The sequence below is a fragment of the Flavobacterium nitratireducens genome (assembly GCF_029625335.1).
In the GTDB taxonomy this organism is placed as follows: domain Bacteria; phylum Bacteroidota; class Bacteroidia; order Flavobacteriales; family Flavobacteriaceae; genus Flavobacterium; species Flavobacterium nitratireducens.
Map to the genome: position 1 here is coordinate 2261546 of NZ_CP121111.1, position 17677 is coordinate 2279222.

Annotated in this window: 16 protein-coding genes and 1 pseudogene; 4 read left to right on the top strand and 13 right to left on the bottom strand. The window is 34.6% G+C overall.

The annotated features are described in order from the left end of the window. Window position 1: 1 nt before the first annotated feature. Window positions 2–331, top strand: coding sequence for a DMT family transporter (locus P5P90_RS10640; RefSeq protein ID WP_278034668.1), 330 nt, complete (start codon window positions 2–4; stop codon window positions 329–331). Here P5P90_RS10640 and P5P90_RS10645 read toward each other — a convergent pair. From P5P90_RS10645 to P5P90_RS10660, 4 genes are all read right to left on the bottom strand, one after another. Next, window positions 328–2823, bottom strand: coding sequence for a DUF5686 family protein (locus P5P90_RS10645; protein ID WP_278034669.1), 2496 nt, complete (start codon window positions 2821–2823; stop codon window positions 328–330). The two genes, P5P90_RS10640 and P5P90_RS10645, sit on opposite strands and share 4 nt — an antisense overlap. Before the next feature lie 115 nt (window positions 2824–2938). Further along, entirely contained in the window at window positions 2939–3502 is a 564-nt protein-coding gene (gene frr, locus P5P90_RS10650) for a ribosome recycling factor (protein ID WP_278034670.1), read from the bottom strand. 71 nt (window positions 3503–3573) lie between these two features. Next, entirely contained in the window at window positions 3574–4281 is a 708-nt protein-coding gene (gene pyrH, locus P5P90_RS10655) for a UMP kinase (protein WP_278034671.1), read from the bottom strand. 61 nt (window positions 4282–4342) lie between these two features. Next, window positions 4343–5128: a patatin-like phospholipase family protein gene (locus P5P90_RS10660; RefSeq protein ID WP_278034672.1), complete on the bottom strand. Its 786-nt coding sequence runs from the start codon at window positions 5126–5128 to the stop codon at window positions 4343–4345. Window positions 5129–5235: 107 nt separating this feature from the next. Here P5P90_RS10660 and P5P90_RS10665 point away from each other — a divergent pair, with 107 nt between their 5' ends. Continuing rightward, window positions 5236–5892, top strand: coding sequence for a thioredoxin family protein (locus P5P90_RS10665; protein ID WP_278034673.1), 657 nt, complete (start codon window positions 5236–5238; stop codon window positions 5890–5892). A gap of 16 nt (window positions 5893–5908) precedes the next feature. On the opposite strand, the gene P5P90_RS10670 is transcribed toward P5P90_RS10665, so the two are convergent. The 7 genes and pseudogenes from P5P90_RS10670 to P5P90_RS10700 all read right to left on the bottom strand — a co-directional run bounded on the left by P5P90_RS10670 (window position 5909) and on the right by P5P90_RS10700 (window position 11596). Then, complete coding sequence (locus tag P5P90_RS10670; protein WP_278034674.1) at window positions 5909–6457, bottom strand: hypothetical protein; 549 nt, start codon at window positions 6455–6457, stop codon at window positions 5909–5911. A gap of 67 nt (window positions 6458–6524) precedes the next feature. Beyond that, window positions 6525–7238 carry a tRNA pseudouridine(55) synthase TruB gene (gene truB, locus P5P90_RS10675; protein ID WP_278034675.1) on the bottom strand — a complete coding sequence of 238 codons (714 nt, stop codon included), beginning with the start codon at window positions 7236–7238 and terminating at the stop codon, window positions 6525–6527. After that, window positions 7238–8023 carry an undecaprenyl-diphosphate phosphatase gene (locus P5P90_RS10680; RefSeq protein WP_278034676.1) on the bottom strand — a complete coding sequence of 262 codons (786 nt, stop codon included), beginning with the start codon at window positions 8021–8023 and terminating at the stop codon, window positions 7238–7240. The genes truB and P5P90_RS10680 overlap by 1 nt, the downstream gene beginning before the upstream one ends. Before the next feature lie 60 nt (window positions 8024–8083). Continuing rightward, on the bottom strand, window positions 8084–8326 hold the full coding sequence (locus P5P90_RS10685) for a DUF3098 domain-containing protein (RefSeq protein ID WP_278034677.1): 243 nt from the start codon (window positions 8324–8326) through the stop codon (window positions 8084–8086). Between the two features lie 83 nt (window positions 8327–8409). Beyond that, a pseudogene (locus P5P90_RS10690) lies at window positions 8410–9287 on the bottom strand (cell division protein FtsX). A 99-nt stretch (window positions 9288–9386) separates the two neighbouring features. Further along, complete coding sequence (locus P5P90_RS10695; protein WP_278034678.1) at window positions 9387–10124, bottom strand: sulfite exporter TauE/SafE family protein; 738 nt, start codon at window positions 10122–10124, stop codon at window positions 9387–9389. 86 nt (window positions 10125–10210) lie between these two features. Then, window positions 10211–11596: an alginate export family protein gene (locus tag P5P90_RS10700; RefSeq protein WP_278034679.1), complete on the bottom strand. Its 1386-nt coding sequence runs from the start codon at window positions 11594–11596 to the stop codon at window positions 10211–10213. A gap of 211 nt (window positions 11597–11807) precedes the next feature. Between P5P90_RS10700 and P5P90_RS10705 the strand changes: the two genes are divergently transcribed. Both P5P90_RS10705 and P5P90_RS10710 read left to right on the top strand, forming a co-directional pair. After that, complete coding sequence (locus tag P5P90_RS10705) at window positions 11808–14867, top strand: leucine--tRNA ligase (RefSeq protein ID WP_278034680.1); 3060 nt, start codon at window positions 11808–11810, stop codon at window positions 14865–14867. 76 nt (window positions 14868–14943) lie between these two features. Continuing rightward, window positions 14944–15633 (top strand): zinc metallopeptidase, encoded by a 690-nt coding sequence (locus P5P90_RS10710; RefSeq protein WP_278034681.1) that lies wholly within the window; start codon window positions 14944–14946, stop codon window positions 15631–15633. Window positions 15634–16230: 597 nt separating this feature from the next. On the opposite strand, the gene P5P90_RS10715 is transcribed toward P5P90_RS10710, so the two are convergent. Both P5P90_RS10715 and P5P90_RS10720 read right to left on the bottom strand, forming a co-directional pair. Next, window positions 16231–16980, bottom strand: a complete 750-nt coding sequence (locus tag P5P90_RS10715) for a uroporphyrinogen-III synthase (protein ID WP_278034682.1) — start codon at window positions 16978–16980, stop codon at window positions 16231–16233. Window positions 16981–16994: 14 nt separating this feature from the next. Beyond that, complete coding sequence (locus tag P5P90_RS10720) at window positions 16995–17666, bottom strand: DUF4271 domain-containing protein (protein WP_278034683.1); 672 nt, start codon at window positions 17664–17666, stop codon at window positions 16995–16997. Window positions 17667–17677 lie beyond the last annotated feature (11 nt).

Sequence of the window (17677 nt, forward strand, 5' to 3'; positions counted from 1 at the left end):
GATGAGTTGGATTTTATTAATAATTGGTGGTTTGTTTGAAGTAGCTTTTGCTTCTTGTTTGGGAAAGGCCAAAGAAACTACTGGAATGGAATCGGCATACTGGATGTTGGGATTTTTGTTGAGTCTTACAGCAAGTATGTTTTTATTGTACAAAGCCACGCAGGAATTGCCTATTGGGACTGCTTATGCGGTTTGGACAGGAATAGGAGCTGTAGGAACAGTTCTAGTAGGAATCTTTGTTTTTAAAGAACCAGCTACTTTCTGGCGATTATTCTTTATTGTTACTTTGATAGGTTCTATTATTGGATTGAAATTTGTATCCAATCACTAAAAACCTAAATTCAGTACATAACTCAATTTGATGGTAATATTGTCTTGTAGTTTTGGTAGCTGATTAGAACCATAACGGAAAAATGTAGTTAATCCTAAGCCATTAAAAATTTGGTTTAATTCGATTCCCGATTCAAAAAAACCATCCTTTAAGGTTTTGAAATTTAATCCCAGATGTTGTTCGGGATGTTCTAGATTTCCCCAAGCCATTCTGGAAACTAATACCAGTGATGGCTTTATTTTTTTCAATAAGGTGACACGGTTAAAAGCGTGTTTGAATTGAAAATAGGCATATTTATTAGAGAAAAACTCATTGAAAAACATGGTCTCAAAACTGTTTTTTCCTCCAAAAGTAATTCTTTGGATAATGGTTTCTTTAGTAATATTATTTGGAGAGGTATTGTACAAATGGGTCAATGGAACATCCCCCTTGGCATAACCTGCCTGAACTAATAAAGAGGTTTTATGACCGTTGAGGTATTTTTTTTCATATTCGGTTTTGAAGTCAAATTTGCTAAAATCAAAATCATTTTTCCATAGATTACCTATGGTTTGAGTAAATTGAAAGGTGAATTTTGGATAGCGTTTTTCTGTTTCAATTCGGCCAGTTGGGGTTTGCATGTAATCGCTAAAAGGACTCCATTGTAAGGAAACCATAGCAGTCGATATGTTGTAAGCTGTAAATAGTTTGTCTTTTAGATGGAACGCATAATCAAATTTTGGTGTTATCTCGCTTTTAGAAATCTCCCAAACGCTTTCGGTTTTTGGGATTTTCTTCGTTTCTATATAGGTTTTCCAACTTATGTAATTGTAAAAAGTGCTGATATTTATTGGTCTTGGGTCGTAAATTTTGAAAGGCTTTTTTTCGATAGAAAATGAGGTACTCGCAATTTCTCGAATATCATCTGTATAGGAAAACCCTAACCAAGAGTTGGTACGGCTATCCATTTTAACCGCAGCTCCAATACTCCCTTTAAAAATTCCATCTTTGGTTCCATAGGCATAATAGCCATCTATTCGGAACAGTTTAGAAAGTCTGTCATTGGTTACCCCGCCTAAGCCTAAACGGAAACCTTCGTAATTGTTGTAGCTAAATATTTTACGCAAGTCTAAATCAAAAAAGCCAATAGGTAAATACCCATTGATTGCTTTCTTGCCAAATTGTACACGATTTGCAATTTTTCTTCTTACTGAAATGCTATCAAGTTCGTTGTAAGTTCTTTTGCTTCTGTTGTCTATGCTGTCCTTTCGATAATTTTTCCAAAAAGAATCTTCTTTTTTAAAAGCAGTTTTATCTATTTCTACAGCAAAATTTGGATTCAAAATTTGGACTTCGGTGTTGTTTTTAATGTCAAAATTATAGCTGTCAGACAGTAAATAAATATAATCCGATGGTTGTTTTTTTCTCGGACTTAAATCCTGTTTCATGTCGCCATCAAATTGAATCGTACCACCGAATATTTTAATATCATCATCGTTTTTTCCTTTGATAATTTGGAAATTTTTGTGTCTTGGAAACCAAATATTTTCTGTTGGATTGTATTCGAATTCATGAGTCCCGCTGATGTCCAGTAGCCCTCTAATACGCATTATAGCTTTAGTGATAGCGTAATTATTTTGGTCAACATACAAAATACCTTCTAGTCCTTTGGCTTTGCTTTTCTTTTTGTTTTTAAAGTAAATCATATAAGCATTTCTGCCACTGATGACTACTGTATCCAAAAGTTTATAGTTGTATTCCCTAATAGCATCATCAGCTATAGGACTGTTGTATTTGGTTTCAAAAAGTTCGTATTTGGGTTCGTATATGGAAAAAGATTGTAGGTTAAAAGCAAGGATTTCATATAGCGGTTGTTTTAATCCTGCCATTTTAGTCCCCAGAATGGTTTCTTTTAAGGTTTTGTTACTAAACTGATATTGTGACACTTTTTCCGTTTGGAATAAATGGCGTTTGCTTACGGTAGTTTTGAATTTGTAATTGGCAGAGTCAATTTTAAAATAGACACCTTCTTTTGTTTTTTTGACGATAATGGAATCTATTTTTCCAGCAATCGAATCAGGATTGGCCGAAACAACTAATTTGTTGTAGGTTTTGAATTCAAAACTTTGAAGTCTTTTTTGAGGATTATTATTGTCTTTTAATGCAATGGTTTTTTTGATGATGGCAGTTGCCGCATTTTCCGAATTGACTACTACTTCATTGAGCTTGTCTGTTTTTTGCGTAAGCAGCACCGGGTAAAAATGATTGTTTTGCGCAACATTTATTTTTATTTTTTGGTAACCAATGTAGGAAACATAAAAATAGGAAATAGGGTTTTGAGATAGGATGCTGAATTTTCCATCTACATCTGAAGTGCTAATAACACCATTGTTAGTTGTAATAGTAGCAAAAGCAAGTGTTTTTGTTGTGCTGGATTCTTTAACAATTCCATTGATTCGAAATTGTGCTTGAAGCGAAAGGCTAAAGAATAAAAACAAAAAAAGATGCTTCATAGAGTGGGTTTGTATCAAAACGTAAGTGAATTCATTTTGGTATGGCAAAAGTAGGAATAAAAAATCCGTCGAGACAGAACATCAGGACGGATTTCAATATGTTTTTGTTTGAAAGTTATACTTTCATGATTTCTGCTTCTTTTAGAACAAGAAGTTCGTCAATCTTTTTAATGTAAGTATTCGTTAGATTTTGAACATCTTCTTCGGCACTTTTACATACATCTTCAGAAGTTCCTTCTTTTTCTAGTTTTTTGATGTCAGTATTCGCATCTTTTCTAGCATTTCTAATCCCGATTTTAGCATCTTCAGCTTCCGCTTTAGCTTGTTTCGCTAATTCACGACGACGATCTTCTGTCAAAGGTGGAACACTAATAATGATTACATCACCATTGTTCATTGGATTAAATCCTAGGTTAGCAATCATGATTGCTTTTTCAATGGTTTGCAACATGCTTTTTTCAAAAGGCTGCAAAGTTATTGTTCTAGCATCAGGTATGCTTATTTTAGCAACTTGATTTAAAGGTGTTGATGAGCCGTAATAGTCTACAAAAACACTCCCCAACATAGCAGGAGAAGCCTTACCAGCACGTATATTTAGAAATTCTTTTTCTAAGTGAGCGATTGAACCTTCCATAGATTCTTGAGCGCTATCTAATATAAATTCAATTTCTTCAGTCATTTTATTTCAGATTTTAGATTTTAGATTTTAGATTTCAGATTTCCTGCTATCTGTAAACTGCCATCTGCTATTTATATATTTACTACAGTTCCAATATTTTCTCCATCGCAGATTCTTTCTAAGTTTCCGCTTTTGTTCATGTCAAAAATAAGGATAGGTAATTTATTTTCTTGGCTTAAAGTAAAGGCTGTAGTGTCCATTACATTTAGTCCTTTTTTGATTACATCATCAAATGAGATAAAGTCGAATTTAACTGCCGAAGCATTTTTCTCTGGGTCAGAATCGTAAACTCCATCTACACGTGTTCCTTTTAAAATCACATCAGCGTTGATTTCGATTCCACGTAATACAGCAGCTGTATCGGTTGTAAAGTAAGGGTTTCCTGTTCCAGCTCCAAAAATTACAATTCTTCCTTTTTCTAAGTGTCTGTCGGCTCTTCTTTTAATATAAGGTTCAGCGATAGACTCCATTTTTAAAGCAGTTTGTAAACGTGTTTTCATGCCTTTTTCTTCAAGAGCACCTTGTAAAGCCATTCCGTTTATAACGGTTGCAAGCATTCCCATATAATCTCCTTGCACTCTGTCCATTCCGTTGCTTGCTCCTGCAACTCCTCTAAAGATATTTCCTCCGCCAATTACGATGGCAATTTCTACTCCTTTTGCGTGTACTTTTTTGATTTCTTCAGCATATTCAGCTAATCTTACAGGGTCAATTCCATATTGACGGTCTCCCATTAAAGCTTCTCCGCTTAATTTTAGAAGAATTCTTTTGTATTTCATGTGTATGTTGCGTTGATTGGTGCAAATATAGGGATATTCTTTTTTTCTGAAATAGCACGACTTAAATTTTATAAATTTTGTTTTCAAAGCTGTATTTGGCAGCCTCATAGCCTAAATTGAAAATCGTATCCATTTTCGTTTTATTGGTTTCGAAGGTACTATAAACACTCAGTTCTTTAGGTTGAATAATCCAATCACATTGATTGAATTTCGATATATTAGCGTGTTCCGAAAGGATATCAAATGCTCTTGTGGTAACCGCTCGAATAGAATTTAAATCCTCTGGTTTAATGTTGTTAATAGGACTTACATAGACGCCAATAATAGTATCGCAATTTTTTCGAAGTAAATCAGTTGGGAAATGATTTAAAATACCGCCATCGCTATAGTGATTGCCATTAATTTGATACGGCGAAATCACTCCAGGGAACGAACACGAGGCGATGAGTGCGTCGACAATCTTGGTTTCTGAATCAAATATTTTAAGTTGGCCTTTAATCATATCGGTAGCGGTGATTTGGGTAGGGATTTCCAAATCAGATAGTTTCGCCTCTTTAAAAACAGCATGAAAATAATCTTTGAAGGCTTCCGAATCAATCAAACCTGCTTTAGTAAATGTAATATGTCGCCAATGAAAAAAATAGATGGACTTGAAAAAGTCTAAGATTTCCTCGGGAGTTTTGCCCCAAGCATACATAGCACCAACAATGGAACCTGCACTGGTTCCTGCAATTTTTGTGGGACGTATGTTTTGTTCTTCTAAAAATTTGATAGCACCCGCATGGGCTAAACCCTTTGTCCCACCACCCGAAAGCGCTAAGCCAATTGATTTTGTGTGTAAGTTCATTATTGGGGTTGTTTTTTATAAAATTACGACTTTTGTTCATTTGAATGTGATTTTTGTCATAGTAAATCCATTCTTTGTGCTGTATTTTTGTTTAAAAATTAAAAGATATGATTTCATCAATTGCCAGAGCATTAACGGAAAGCTATACCTATCCGGCATATAGAAAATTAGTAAGCGATTTATTAAAAGAAGGAAAGTCAACAGGACATCAACAAACGGAAGAATTAACCCATTATAGTGCTTTAAACGAGACTCGTATGAATCGTTTGGATAAAACCATGAAAATTTCGGAGGATAGCATTGATCAACTAAAGTCATTACAGAATGAGTTTGTTTGGATTGTGATTTCAGAAGGTTGGTGTGGCGATGCTGCCCAACTTTTGCCTGTTTTTAATAAAATGAGTGAGGCTAGTGAAGGTAAAATTGAGATTAGAATTGTGCTTAGAGATGAGCATTTGGACGTAATGGATCAATTTTTGACCAATAACGCCAGAGCAATCCCTAAATTGATAGTTCTAGAAAAAGAGACTTCAAATGTGGTAGCACAATGGGGACCAAGACCTAAACCCGCTTTTGATTTGATTGTAAATTATAAAAAAGAGCACGGGGTTATTGATGAGACCATCAAAACAGAATTGCAGTTGTGGTATTTGCATGATAAAGGAATGACGACTCAAAACGAAATTATGACTATGATGCTAGAATTGGATCAAGAGCTATCTCAGAATGAAATTTTGGAAAAAGTAAAAGTAGGTTTAAATTAGTTTTCCAAAAAAGCTTTTATGGTTTTATTTTATTGATGTTGGTTCTTGTTTTTTTGTTGAATGCTGTAAATGCCAACCCCAAGCTGAACGTGGTCACTTTATCAGGGGTGTACAATTTAAATCCATATTGGGTGAGTTCAATAAAAAAAGAATAACCTTCAATGCCTTCATATCCTAGGCTTATTTTTTGAAAGTCTTCATGTAGATTTCCACGACCTAAGACTATGGACTTGCCGTAAGCAGGTTGGATGTATAAAAAATCTTCAGGGCCAAGTTGTAAACTTAATTTAAGATTGGCATAGGCAGGAATTACTACTAATTTTCTGGAACCTATCCAGTCAATTCCAGAATGTAATCCTATGGATATTGTTCGGTTAAAATGAATGCCCTCTCCGAATTTTAAACTTAAGCCATCAGGTAAAAACCAATATTCGTCGTCGCCCCGGTTTACATTTTCTTTTAGTGGAACCGATACACCGAAATAGGTGTAGGAACCTTGTTGAAATTGAGCGAAATTAGGTAATGAGTATCCTATTAATATTAGTATGTAAGTTAGGGTTTTCATAATTGTATTTTTTAATAATCAGTATGAAATAGACACCTTATTCTTGATATACTAAAGTTAGTTAAAATTAAGATTGGTTGTTGTTGTGAGTTGAAATTATACTTTCTTCAAACAGCGTAATATCGATAGCGTTTTTTACATCATAATCGCCAATTTTAGTACGACGCAAAACGGTTAGGTGCGAACCAGAATTCAAGGCTTTTCCAAAATCATAAGCTAGAGAACGAATGTAAGTTCCTTTGCTGCAAACTACTCTGAAATCAATTTCGGGTAATGCAATTCGGGTGATTTCAAATTCGTGAATGGTAGTTTTTCGACTGGAAATTTCCACTTCTTCTCCGGCACGGGCGTGTTCGTAAAGGCGTTTTCCGTCTTTTTTGATAGCCGAAAAAATGGGTGGTTTTTGATCAATTTCGCCTAAAAATTGTTTCACCGTTTCGTGAATTAAAGCTTCGTCAATATGTGCTGTTGGAAAATTAGCGTCGATTTCGGTTTCTAAATCATAAGAAGGCGTAGTGGCGCCAATATAAAAAGTACCGGTATATTCTTTGGCCTGTCCCTGAAGTTCAGCAATTCTTTTGGTGAATTTTCCAGTGCAAATTAGTAACAAACCAGTCGCTAATGGATCGAGAGTTCCAGCATGACCGATTTTGAATTTTTTAGGCAATCCTACTTTGTTGATGAGTAAATATTTTAATTTATTCACCGCTTGAAATGAACTCCATTTCAAAGGTTTGTCTATTAATAAAACTTGTCCTTCTAGATATTCTTCGCGCGTCATTAGATAACCGTCAGAGGGTGAATGAAATAATGGATAATCAACAGGATTAATCCAGCAGCAATACGATAATAACCAAAAATTTTAAATCCTCTATTACTTAAAAAAGTAATAAACGATTTGATGGCTAAAAGTGCAACAATAAAAGCTACAATATTACCAATAACTAATAGGTTAATTTGGTCACCAGTTAATACATAACCGTCTTGGTAATAATCAAAACATTTTTTAGCAGTTGCTCCCAACATTGTTGGGATTGCCAAGAAAAATGAAAACTCGGCAGCAGCAGTTCTGGATAATTTTTGAGACATTCCTCCAACAATGGATGCGCCACTTCGGGAAACTCCTGGAATCATGGCTAAACATTGAAACAATCCAATTTTTACTGCTTTAGTATAAGTGATTTCAGTTTCTTCGGAAGTATTAAACCAATCATCTACTTTCAGTAAAATGATTCCACCCACTAATAATGAGATGGCTACCATTACTGGACTTTCTAATAATTCGTCGATTTTTTTGCTGAAAAGCAAACCTAAAACGACAGCAGGAATGAAGCCTACCAATAATTTGAAATAAAAATCAAAAGATTGAAAAAAGCGTTTGAAGTACAATACCAAAACAGATAGAATAGCACCTAATTGGATAACAATAGTAAAAAGCTTTGTGAAATCTTCTTGTGCGATTCCGTAAAAAGTAGACGCAATAATCATGTGTCCGGTTGAAGAAATAGGTAAGAATTCGGTAATTCCTTCAATGATAGCAAGAACAATAGCTTGTAATGTGTTCATTTTGTAGTAATCAGTTTTCAGTTTTTAGTTTTCAGGCTGAGCTTGTAGAAGCCTTTTTACCTAAAAACGATAACTATTTATTTTTTTAAAAATGGAATAAATGGTAATTCCAAAACCAATTAAAACGGTTGTTGGTGCTAATCGGATTCTTCTAAAGTCAAAAATAGCATCGCTGTAAACCTTAGGATCATCGCTGCCACCACCTGACATTAAAATAAAACCTATCGTAATTACAGCAATTCCTATAAATAGAAATTTGTAGTTTACTTTATCAAATAAGAATTCTTGTTTATTGTTTTCCATCTTTTAATTGCGAGGGACGAAGCAATCTCATCCCTATATTTTAAGTTTATGTCTTTTCTACTTTTAAATCTACATTTAAAAAACTAATATAAGTCGTCTGTTCTTAGATTTAAAAATCGTTGTGTAGCAAAATGAGTGCTTAACCAAGTTATTAAAACCCCAAATCCAAATACGCCAAGAAGTACAAGTGCAATAAGTCCTTTGTTTTCCAGGATTCCTAAGTCAGGGAAATTAGAATGAACATAAGATAAAAGTCCAATGAGAGCTAAGATGGCTAAAGCAGCCCCAAGCATTCCTAGTTTGATACTGCGCAGTACAAAGGGTTTTCTAATAAATGATTTTGTTGCACCTACCATTTGCATGGTTTTGATGATAAATCGGTTCGAGTAAATAGAAAGTCGTAACGAACTGTTAATTAATAAAACAGCGATAAAAGTCAAGAAACCACTAATAATCAAAATCCACATACTCACTTTCTTGATGTTATCATTTACGAGGTTTACCAATTGTTTATCGTAAACGATATCTGAAATCATTGGGTTTTTCATACGTAGCTGACGTTCAATTTTAGCTACACTATCTTTTTCTACATAAGCTGCTTTGATATGGATGTCGTATGAGTTTTGCAAAGGATTCTCTCCTAAAAAAGTTAGGAAATCCTCACCAATAATGTCGGTGTGTTGTTGAGCAGCATCTTCTTTACTTACATATACAATTTGCTTAGCAAAGGGAGCTCTTTTAGTTCAGCACCAAAATTTTTCAGAATCGTATCGTTAGCTTCGTTTTTAAAGAAAACCGTCATGGCGATTTTTTCTTTAAAGTCGTCGGCTAATTTTTTAGAATTGATGATAAAAAGTCCTAGTGTTCCTAGTAAAAATAATACCAAGAAAATACTTAAAACTACCGAAAAATAAGAGGAAATTAACCTGCGTTTTTGGAACTTATCAAATGAAGAACTCATAGTTTACTTTAATTATGGGGTAAAAATAATAAAGAATTTCTTTATATGAAGTTAATAACGATCAAAGTTTCATTATTTGTATGCTAAAACTTGAAAATTTTATGTAAAAAGCAATTTTAATCCTGCAATAGTTAATCCAAGTGCTAAAAGATATTTTAATGTTTTGCTGTTGAATTTTTGACTACCAAAATAAGATCCCAAAAGTCCACCTATTATTGTTGCCATGACAGCTATTTGTAAATCTTCGGTTAGATTAAATCCACCTTTTTGAACTTGACCATATAATCCAGACAAGGAATTAACAAAAATGAACAATGCCGATACAGCCGCCGTTTCTTTTAATTTGGCCCAACGCATTAATAACATCAGCGGACTTAAAATAATTCCTCCGCCAATGCCCAGTAGTCCCGAAAGTAATCCGATACTACCTCCTGAAAATAATCCAGCCCATAAAGGGATTTCTCGATTAGGTTCCTTGCTGTCTTCAAATTGGTAGATAAGGCGAATGATCGAAATAAAAATGCAAATCCCCAATATTTTTTTATAAATAGCATCTGGTAAACTCATGGTTCCACCCCAATAGGCTAAGGGTATACTGGCTAACATAAACGGAAGAAAAAGTTTTAGTTTAAATGCACCAGCTCTATAAAAACCTATAAAAGAAAATAAGGATACCGCTAAATTCATCACTAAAGCGGATTGTTTCATCATGGCTGGAGCTATTCCTGCTAATGCCATAATCGCCAGATAACCGCTAGCACCGCCATGACCAACAGAGGAATATAAAAAGGCGACTAATGCAAATAAAAAAAGCAAACCTATGGTAGTATAATCCATTTTTGGTACTGTTTTATGAAAAAATATTTTTCAAAAATAAGTATTTATACGTAGTTATTTGTTTTTTATTGTCTTATAATATTGAATTATTTCTTTAAGCTAAATAATTCAGGTTTAAAAGTGATCATTAAATAGCTCCATACGGGAGTGATGTTGCTATTTCCTCCTTTGATTTTCTCCAAGCTTTTTTCGGCAGCCATGAAGGAAAAACCAAAATCAATCATCGTAAAGTTATTGTATTTGTAATGAGCGGATAAATCGTTTTCAAAACCCAAATAAGGTTTGATATTGTTATTCAAATTGTCTTTTACTTTGTTTTGTAAGTAAAACAAATGAAAATCAGAACGCAGACATAGTTTGCTATTCACATCATAAATAAGGTGTAGGTAAGGATTGATTAATCCACCATTTTTTAAATCAGATGGAAAAGAGATAAAATAGTCCATGTTACCCATAAAACGCCAGGCTATACCATAAAGCGTAACAAAAGATTTAGAGGTTGAACTGGGTTTATCAGCATTATCGCCACTCATGTATTCTGCTCCTAAGCGTGTGGTAAATTTGTTTTTCTTCCATTGAATTTCAGGTTGAAAATAATAGGCCGAAATTTTATTTCCATCCTGTAATTGACCATATTGATAGTAACCACTCAACGTTAGGTATAGATTTTCTTTTTCAAATTCAATTCGACCACCCGAAGTAGCACGTGTGTACATGGTTCTTGGATTGATTTTACTTTCATAACCATCAGCCGAATTGAGTGTAGATAGGTTAAAATGAGGACTCAATTTTGCCTTTAAGTAATGCACATGAAGCATTTTATAATTGGTAAATGTTGTTGGTGCATAATTGGTTTCGAAAATTCGTTCGGAAGTTTGATTGAAAGCCGAGATGAATTCAGAATGTATGTTTTTACTATTGTAAATCAGGTTGATTCCATCGTGAGCTCTGGCTGCCTGACTCCAGTTGGCCGCCGAAAAAAGTCGGCCGTTGTCTAATTCCAGTTTTTGGCGACCCATTTTTACCGAAAAATGATCTGTAATTCCTGCCTCGACATAGGCTTCAAATACATTCAAAGAACCAGAACTTGAAGTTTGGCCATATTGCCCCCAAACCCTGAGATCCTGAATCGAAGTATGAAATTTAAATTTTGGTTGGTCGTATGAAAAATTCAATCGGCTTCTTTGTGTGCCAAAAAAAGCTGCTTTCGAATCCGAAGTTCTTAATTGTCTGTAACCATCTCGATATTCCATTCTTGGACGAAATTCTAATCCTAAAGTGAAATTTTTGTTTTCTAAATTGGTCTTTTGGGGAACAGTGTTTAAATTTAATATTGAATCGGCTTCTTTTTGAGTAATCAGTTTTTTTTGCAGCAACAAATGGGTGATTGCGCTATTGTCTTGGGCGAAAATTTTTCCAACAAAAAATAATGAGGTAACGAAAAACAGGTGAAATAGAAGCTTTTTTTTCATCAATATAGGTATAGTGTAAACTCTTTCAATGGTTTGCAAATATAGGTTTTAAACTCATTCGAATTTCACTCCGTATTTGTTTTATTTCTTCTTTTCTCAAAATTACTTTGGTGCAATGTGCAATAAGCGTAAATTTGCGGCTCAATTTTTTTGTAACCCATTCAGGGTTCAAAACCCTGAATGGGTTTAATTTAAAATTAAAATAAAAGGAATGAAATACAATCCGAACGAAATAGAAGCCAAATGGCAAAAATACTGGGCTGATCATAAAACTTTTGCAGCCGAAAATAATTCAGCTAAACCAAAACACTACGTTTTAGATATGTTTCCTTATCCTTCGGGAGCTGGATTACACGTGGGGCATCCGCTGGGATATATTGCTTCGGATGTGTATTCAAGATATAAAAGACATCAAGGATTTAATGTGTTGCACCCAATGGGTTACGACAGTTTTGGATTGCCAGCCGAACAATATGCGATTCAAACAGGGCAACGTCCGGAAGATACAACTCGCGTGAATATTGACGGTGGTGTGGATAAAGAAGGAAACCAAATTGCAGGTTACCGCAAGCAATTGGATAAAATAGGATTTTCATTTGATTGGGACAGAGAAGTGCGAACTTCAAATCCGGATTATTACAAACATACGCAATGGATTTTTATCCAATTATTCAATTCTTGGTACAACAAAGATTCAGATAAGGCCGAAGATATTTCGACTTTAATTGCCATTTTTGAAAAAGAAGGGAATACAAATGTAAATGCAGTTTGCGATGATTCTATTCAATCTTTTTCTGCTGCTGAGTGGAATGCTTTCGCAAAAGAAGAACAAGAAAAAATATTGTTGCAATACCGTTTGACCTATTTAGCAGAGACCGAAGTAAACTGGTGTCCAGGATTAGGAACTGTTTTAGCCAATGACGAAATTGTAAACGGAGTTTCAGAACGTGGAGGATATCCTGTAGTTCGTAAAAAAATGACCCAATGGAGCATGCGTATTTCGGCTTATGCCGAGCGTTTATTACAAGGTTTGGACTCGATTGATTGGAGCGAATCGATTAAAGAAAGCCAAAGAAACTGGATTGGAAAATCGGTTGGTGCGATGGTGACTTTCAAAGTTAGAAGTCAGGAGTTAGAAGTTAGAAGTGAGGAACTTAAGATTGACGTATTTACAACAAGACCAGATACTATTTTTGGAGTGACTTTTATGACTTTGGCACCAGAACACGAATTGGTAGCTCAAATCACTACTCCGGAACAAAAAGAAGCGGTTGAGGCTTATATCGAAAAAACCGCTAAACGTTCGGAGCGTGAGCGTATGGCGGATGTAAAAACCATTTCAGGTGTATTTACTGGAGCTTATGCAGAACATCCATTTACTAAAGAAGCGATTCCAGTTTGGATTGGGGATTATGTGTTGGCAGGATACGGAACAGGTGCTGTAATGGCGGTTCCTTGTGGAGATGAAAGAGATTATGCTTTTGCAAATTTCTTCAAAGGAACTAATGGAATGCCTGAAATTAAAAATATTGTAGATAAAGATATTTCGGAAGCAGCTTTTGGTGCCAAAGAAGGTTTCCAATTAGTGAACTCTGATTTCTTAAATGGTATGGGTTACAAAGATGGGACCCAGAAAGTAATTGCCGAATTAGAAAAATTAGGACAAGGTTACGGGAAGGTAAATTACCGTTTACGTGATGCGGTTTTCTCTCGTCAGCGTTATTGGGGAGAGCCATTCCCGGTTTATTATGTGAATGGTTTGCCAAAAATGATTGATGCACAACATTTGCCAATTATTTTGCCGGAAGTGGAGAAATATTTACCAACAGAAGATGGTTTGCCTCCGTTAGGGAATGCAGCAGTTTGGGCTTGGGACACAGTTCAGAATGCAGTGGTCAGTACGCAGTTGGCAGACAATAAAACAGTATTCCCGTTAGAATTAAACACTATGCCGGGTTGGGCGGGAAGTTCATGGTATTGGATGCGTTATATGGATGCGCACAATGAAAATGAATTTGCTGGTCAGGACGCATTGAAATATTGGGAATCGGTTGATTTGTATATTGGAGGAAGTGAGCACGCAACAGGTCACTTGTTGTATTCTCGTTTTTGGAATAAATTCTTAAAAGACAAAGGTTTTGCGCCAACTGAAGAGCCATTCAAAAAACTGATCAATCAGGGAATGATTTTGGGAACAAGTGCTTTTGTTTATAGAATTGATTATTTTGACAACAAAAAATCTCCAGTTTTTATTTCTTTCAGTTTAACATCAAAATCAAATCAAGAATTACATAAACTAATAAATGCAAATAATGTTGTAGATATTGTTGATGCTTTTACCATAACAAAAATACATGTTGATGTCAATTTCGTAAACGCTTCTGATGAATTAGATATCGAAAAATTCAAAGCCTGGAGAGAAGATTATGCCAATGCAGAATTCATCACAGAAGAAAACGGAAAATACATTGTAGGTCGCGAGGTTGAAAAAATGTCGAAATCCAAATACAATGTAGTTACGCCTGACAATATCTGTGCAGAATATGGTGCGGATACATTGCGTTTGTACGAAATGTTCTTAGGGCCATTAGAGCAGGCAAAACCATGGAATACAGCTGGTATTTCGGGAGTTTTTGGTTTCTTGAAAAAATTATGGCGTTTGTATTTTGATGATAATGGTTTGATTGTTACGAATGATGAACCAACGAAAGACAACTTAAAAACCTTGCACAAAACCATCAAAAAAGTAGCGGAGGATATCGAGAATTTCTCATTCAATACTTCGGTTTCTCAGTTTATGATTTGTGTTAACGAATTGTCTTCTCAAAATTGTCATTCTCGTGCAATTCTAGAGCCATTGGCTGTTGTAATTTCTTCTTATGCTCCGCATATTGCTGAGGAGTTATGGAGCGCTTTAGGACATGAAGGTTCGATTGCAACGGTGGCTTTCCCTAAATTCGAAGAAAAACATTTAGTAGAATCAGAAAAAGAATATCCGGTTTCTTTCAACGGAAAAATGCGTTTTACTATTAAATTGCCTTTGGATTTAACTAAGGAGCAAATTGAGGAAATCGTAATGAAAGACGAAAGAACCCAAAAACAATTAGACGGTAGAACACCAAATAAGGTGATTATCGTTCCTGGGAAAATTATTAATTTGGTGGGGGTAGAAATAAATTCCAATATTTTAAAATTCCAAATTCCAATTGTCACACTGAGCTTGTCGAAGTGTAATTGGGATTTGGATTTTTTTTTGGAATTTTTTAACTAGTGTCAAATTGTCATTTTTGTAATTTGGTTCATAATTTGTTGGTTGTTAAGAAAACAAAAACTAAAAATAAAAAGATATGGGAAGTGGATATTTAATTCTTGCAGGAGCAATAATGCTTTTTAGCTGGTTAGTAAGTTCGCGATTAAAAAGTAAGTTTGAGCATTATTCACAATTGCGTTTGCAAAATGGGATGAGTGGTGCTGAGATTGCTCAGAAAATGTTATCGGATAATGGAATTTATGATGTTCGAGTTATTTCGACTCCAGGTCAATTAACAGATCATTATAATCCGGCAGATAAAACAGTGAATTTAAGTGAAGCTGTTTATAACGAACGCAATGCAGCAGCGGCAGCAGTGGCTGCTCACGAATGTGGTCACGCGGTTCAACACGCACGTGGTTATGAGTGGCTGACTATGCGATCTAAATTAGTGCCTTTTGTAAATATAGCTTCGTCTTATATGCAATGGATTTTGCTAGCTGGTATTTTTACATTGAAAACATTTCCGGGGCTATTGCTTTTTGGTATCATTTTGTTTGCTACAACAACCTTATTCTCGATTGTTACTTTACCAGTAGAATATGATGCGAGTAATCGTGCTTTGGCTTGGTTAAAAGCTAAAAATATGTTGAATCCAGCGGAGTATGCTGGAGCAGAAGATTCGTTGAAATGGGCAGCTCGTACTTATGTAGTAGCGGCTTTGGGTTCGATTGCAACCTTATTGTATTATCTTTCTATTTATTTAGGAGGAAATAGGAGAGAATAGAAAAATAAATTACAAAATATAAATTCCAAATTCCAATGGTCACACTGAGCTTGTTGAAGTGTTATTGGAATTTGGAATTTTTTTATTGAATATTTTCGGATGTTATTCCGGCATATTTTGTTTTTGTCATTCAACTAAAAGTGCAACTTGAGCTTCGGTTAATGCTGGCTTTTTGTTTACAGGAGGCATGAATTTACGATTGTCTTGAGGTAAGTTGACTCTCTCCAGAATGGCAGCTATATGGGTTTTAACTTGTTCGTAGTTAGCAAAAGGTTCTTTGCGTCCTTGAGGAGGTATGTGGCAAGGGGTGCAGCTATTTTCGATGATTGGTTTTACATCGTTAGTGTAAGTAATTTTTTTTACATCAACATAGTCTTTGTTTTTTTTTGGCCGAACTACAATTGCTAAGTACAGCTGCTAAAGGAAGCATCAATGCAATAATTTTGAATTTGTTCATAGATTTAATATTAAAGTTGGTTTTCTTTTTAAGACCTCAAAAAAGGATTAGGGTTTAATTTGATTTTAAAATTAATTTCGATAACTGGAATAAAAAAAGCCGCGACTTTCGCGGCTTAAATATATGTAAAAAGGAAGCTATTATTTTCCTTTATTGACCTCAGCTATGTATTTTTCCAATGCCATTGTCATCGAAGGTGTTCCTGGAGCTGGAGCCATAATGTCTACTCTTAGTCCGTGGTCTAAAGCTTCTTTTTGAGTGGTTGGTCCAAAAACCGCAATTCGAGTATTGTTTTGTTGGAAATCAGGGAAGTTTTTATATAATGATTTGATTCCTGTTGGGCTAAAGAATGCTAAAACATCATAATAAACATCCGCTAAATCAGACAAGTCGCTCATTACCGTTCTATAGAAAGTAGCTTGAGTCCAATCTACTTTTAAGTTGTTTAAGGTTTGAGGTGCATCTGCATTCAATTGGTCAGAAGCAGGAAGTAAGAACTTTTCTTCTTTGTATTTTTTGATTAACGGAGCCATGTCGGCAAAATCTTTTGCGCCAACATAAATTTTACGTTTTCTGTAAACAACATACTTTTGTAAATAGAAAGCAATCGCTTCTGATTGACAAAAATACTTTAAACCTTCAGGAACTTTAAAACGCATTTCTTCAGCAACTCTGAAAAAATGATCCACAGCATTTCTACTTGTTAAAATAATTGCAGTAAAATTGTTAAGATCAATTTTTTGAAGTCTAATTTCTTTAGCGCTCACTCCTTCTATGTGGATAAAAGGACGGAAATCAATTTTGATTTTATGTTTCTGTTGGAGTTCAAAGTAAGGTGAGTTCTCTACTTTAGGCTCTGGTTGCGATACCAAAATTGTTTTCACTTTCATATTTTAACATTTTTCTAAGCGCTCCCTTTTGTAAACAAATAATACATAAAAAAATAGGGAGCTATTTCGAGGGTGCAAAGATATAAAATAAAATAAAACAACTTACTGAATATTACATTTTGATATTTTTTTATAGCAAGTGAGTATGTTAGTACACTTAGCAATAGTATAATGGTAATTATTGCTATAGGAATATTCTGTGAAACAGCATTATAGTAAAAAAGTATAATATTGATAGGAAGAATGATAATTCCAATATACGTTCGATAAGTGATTTTTTGGAGGTTAAATTGCTCCATAAATTCTTCAATATTGAAAGTTGTAGCGATAATTTTTTCGACTAAAAACTTCGATAAAATGAAAAAGAGGAGAAAAGTTACGATACGAATGTATAAGATCCAATCGGTTTTTGAGGCATAGCCAAATAAACTCAACGAAATTTGGATAAAAAAGGCAAATGAAATTACTTGAACTAAAAATAAAGAAATAGTAAAACTGCTTTTTAATTGACTGCTATCACGATAGACTTTAGAATATTTGTCGGAGAAAATGAGATTAATAAAATCACTAAAGCGATTGCCATAAACGGCTTTAATTATCGCAATAATTCCAAAGGCCAGAACAAATAATGCTGTTGCCCAGTCTTTGCTTTCTGTAATTCTCGGATGTAGGAGATATTCTGTCATAGTAAGAGCAA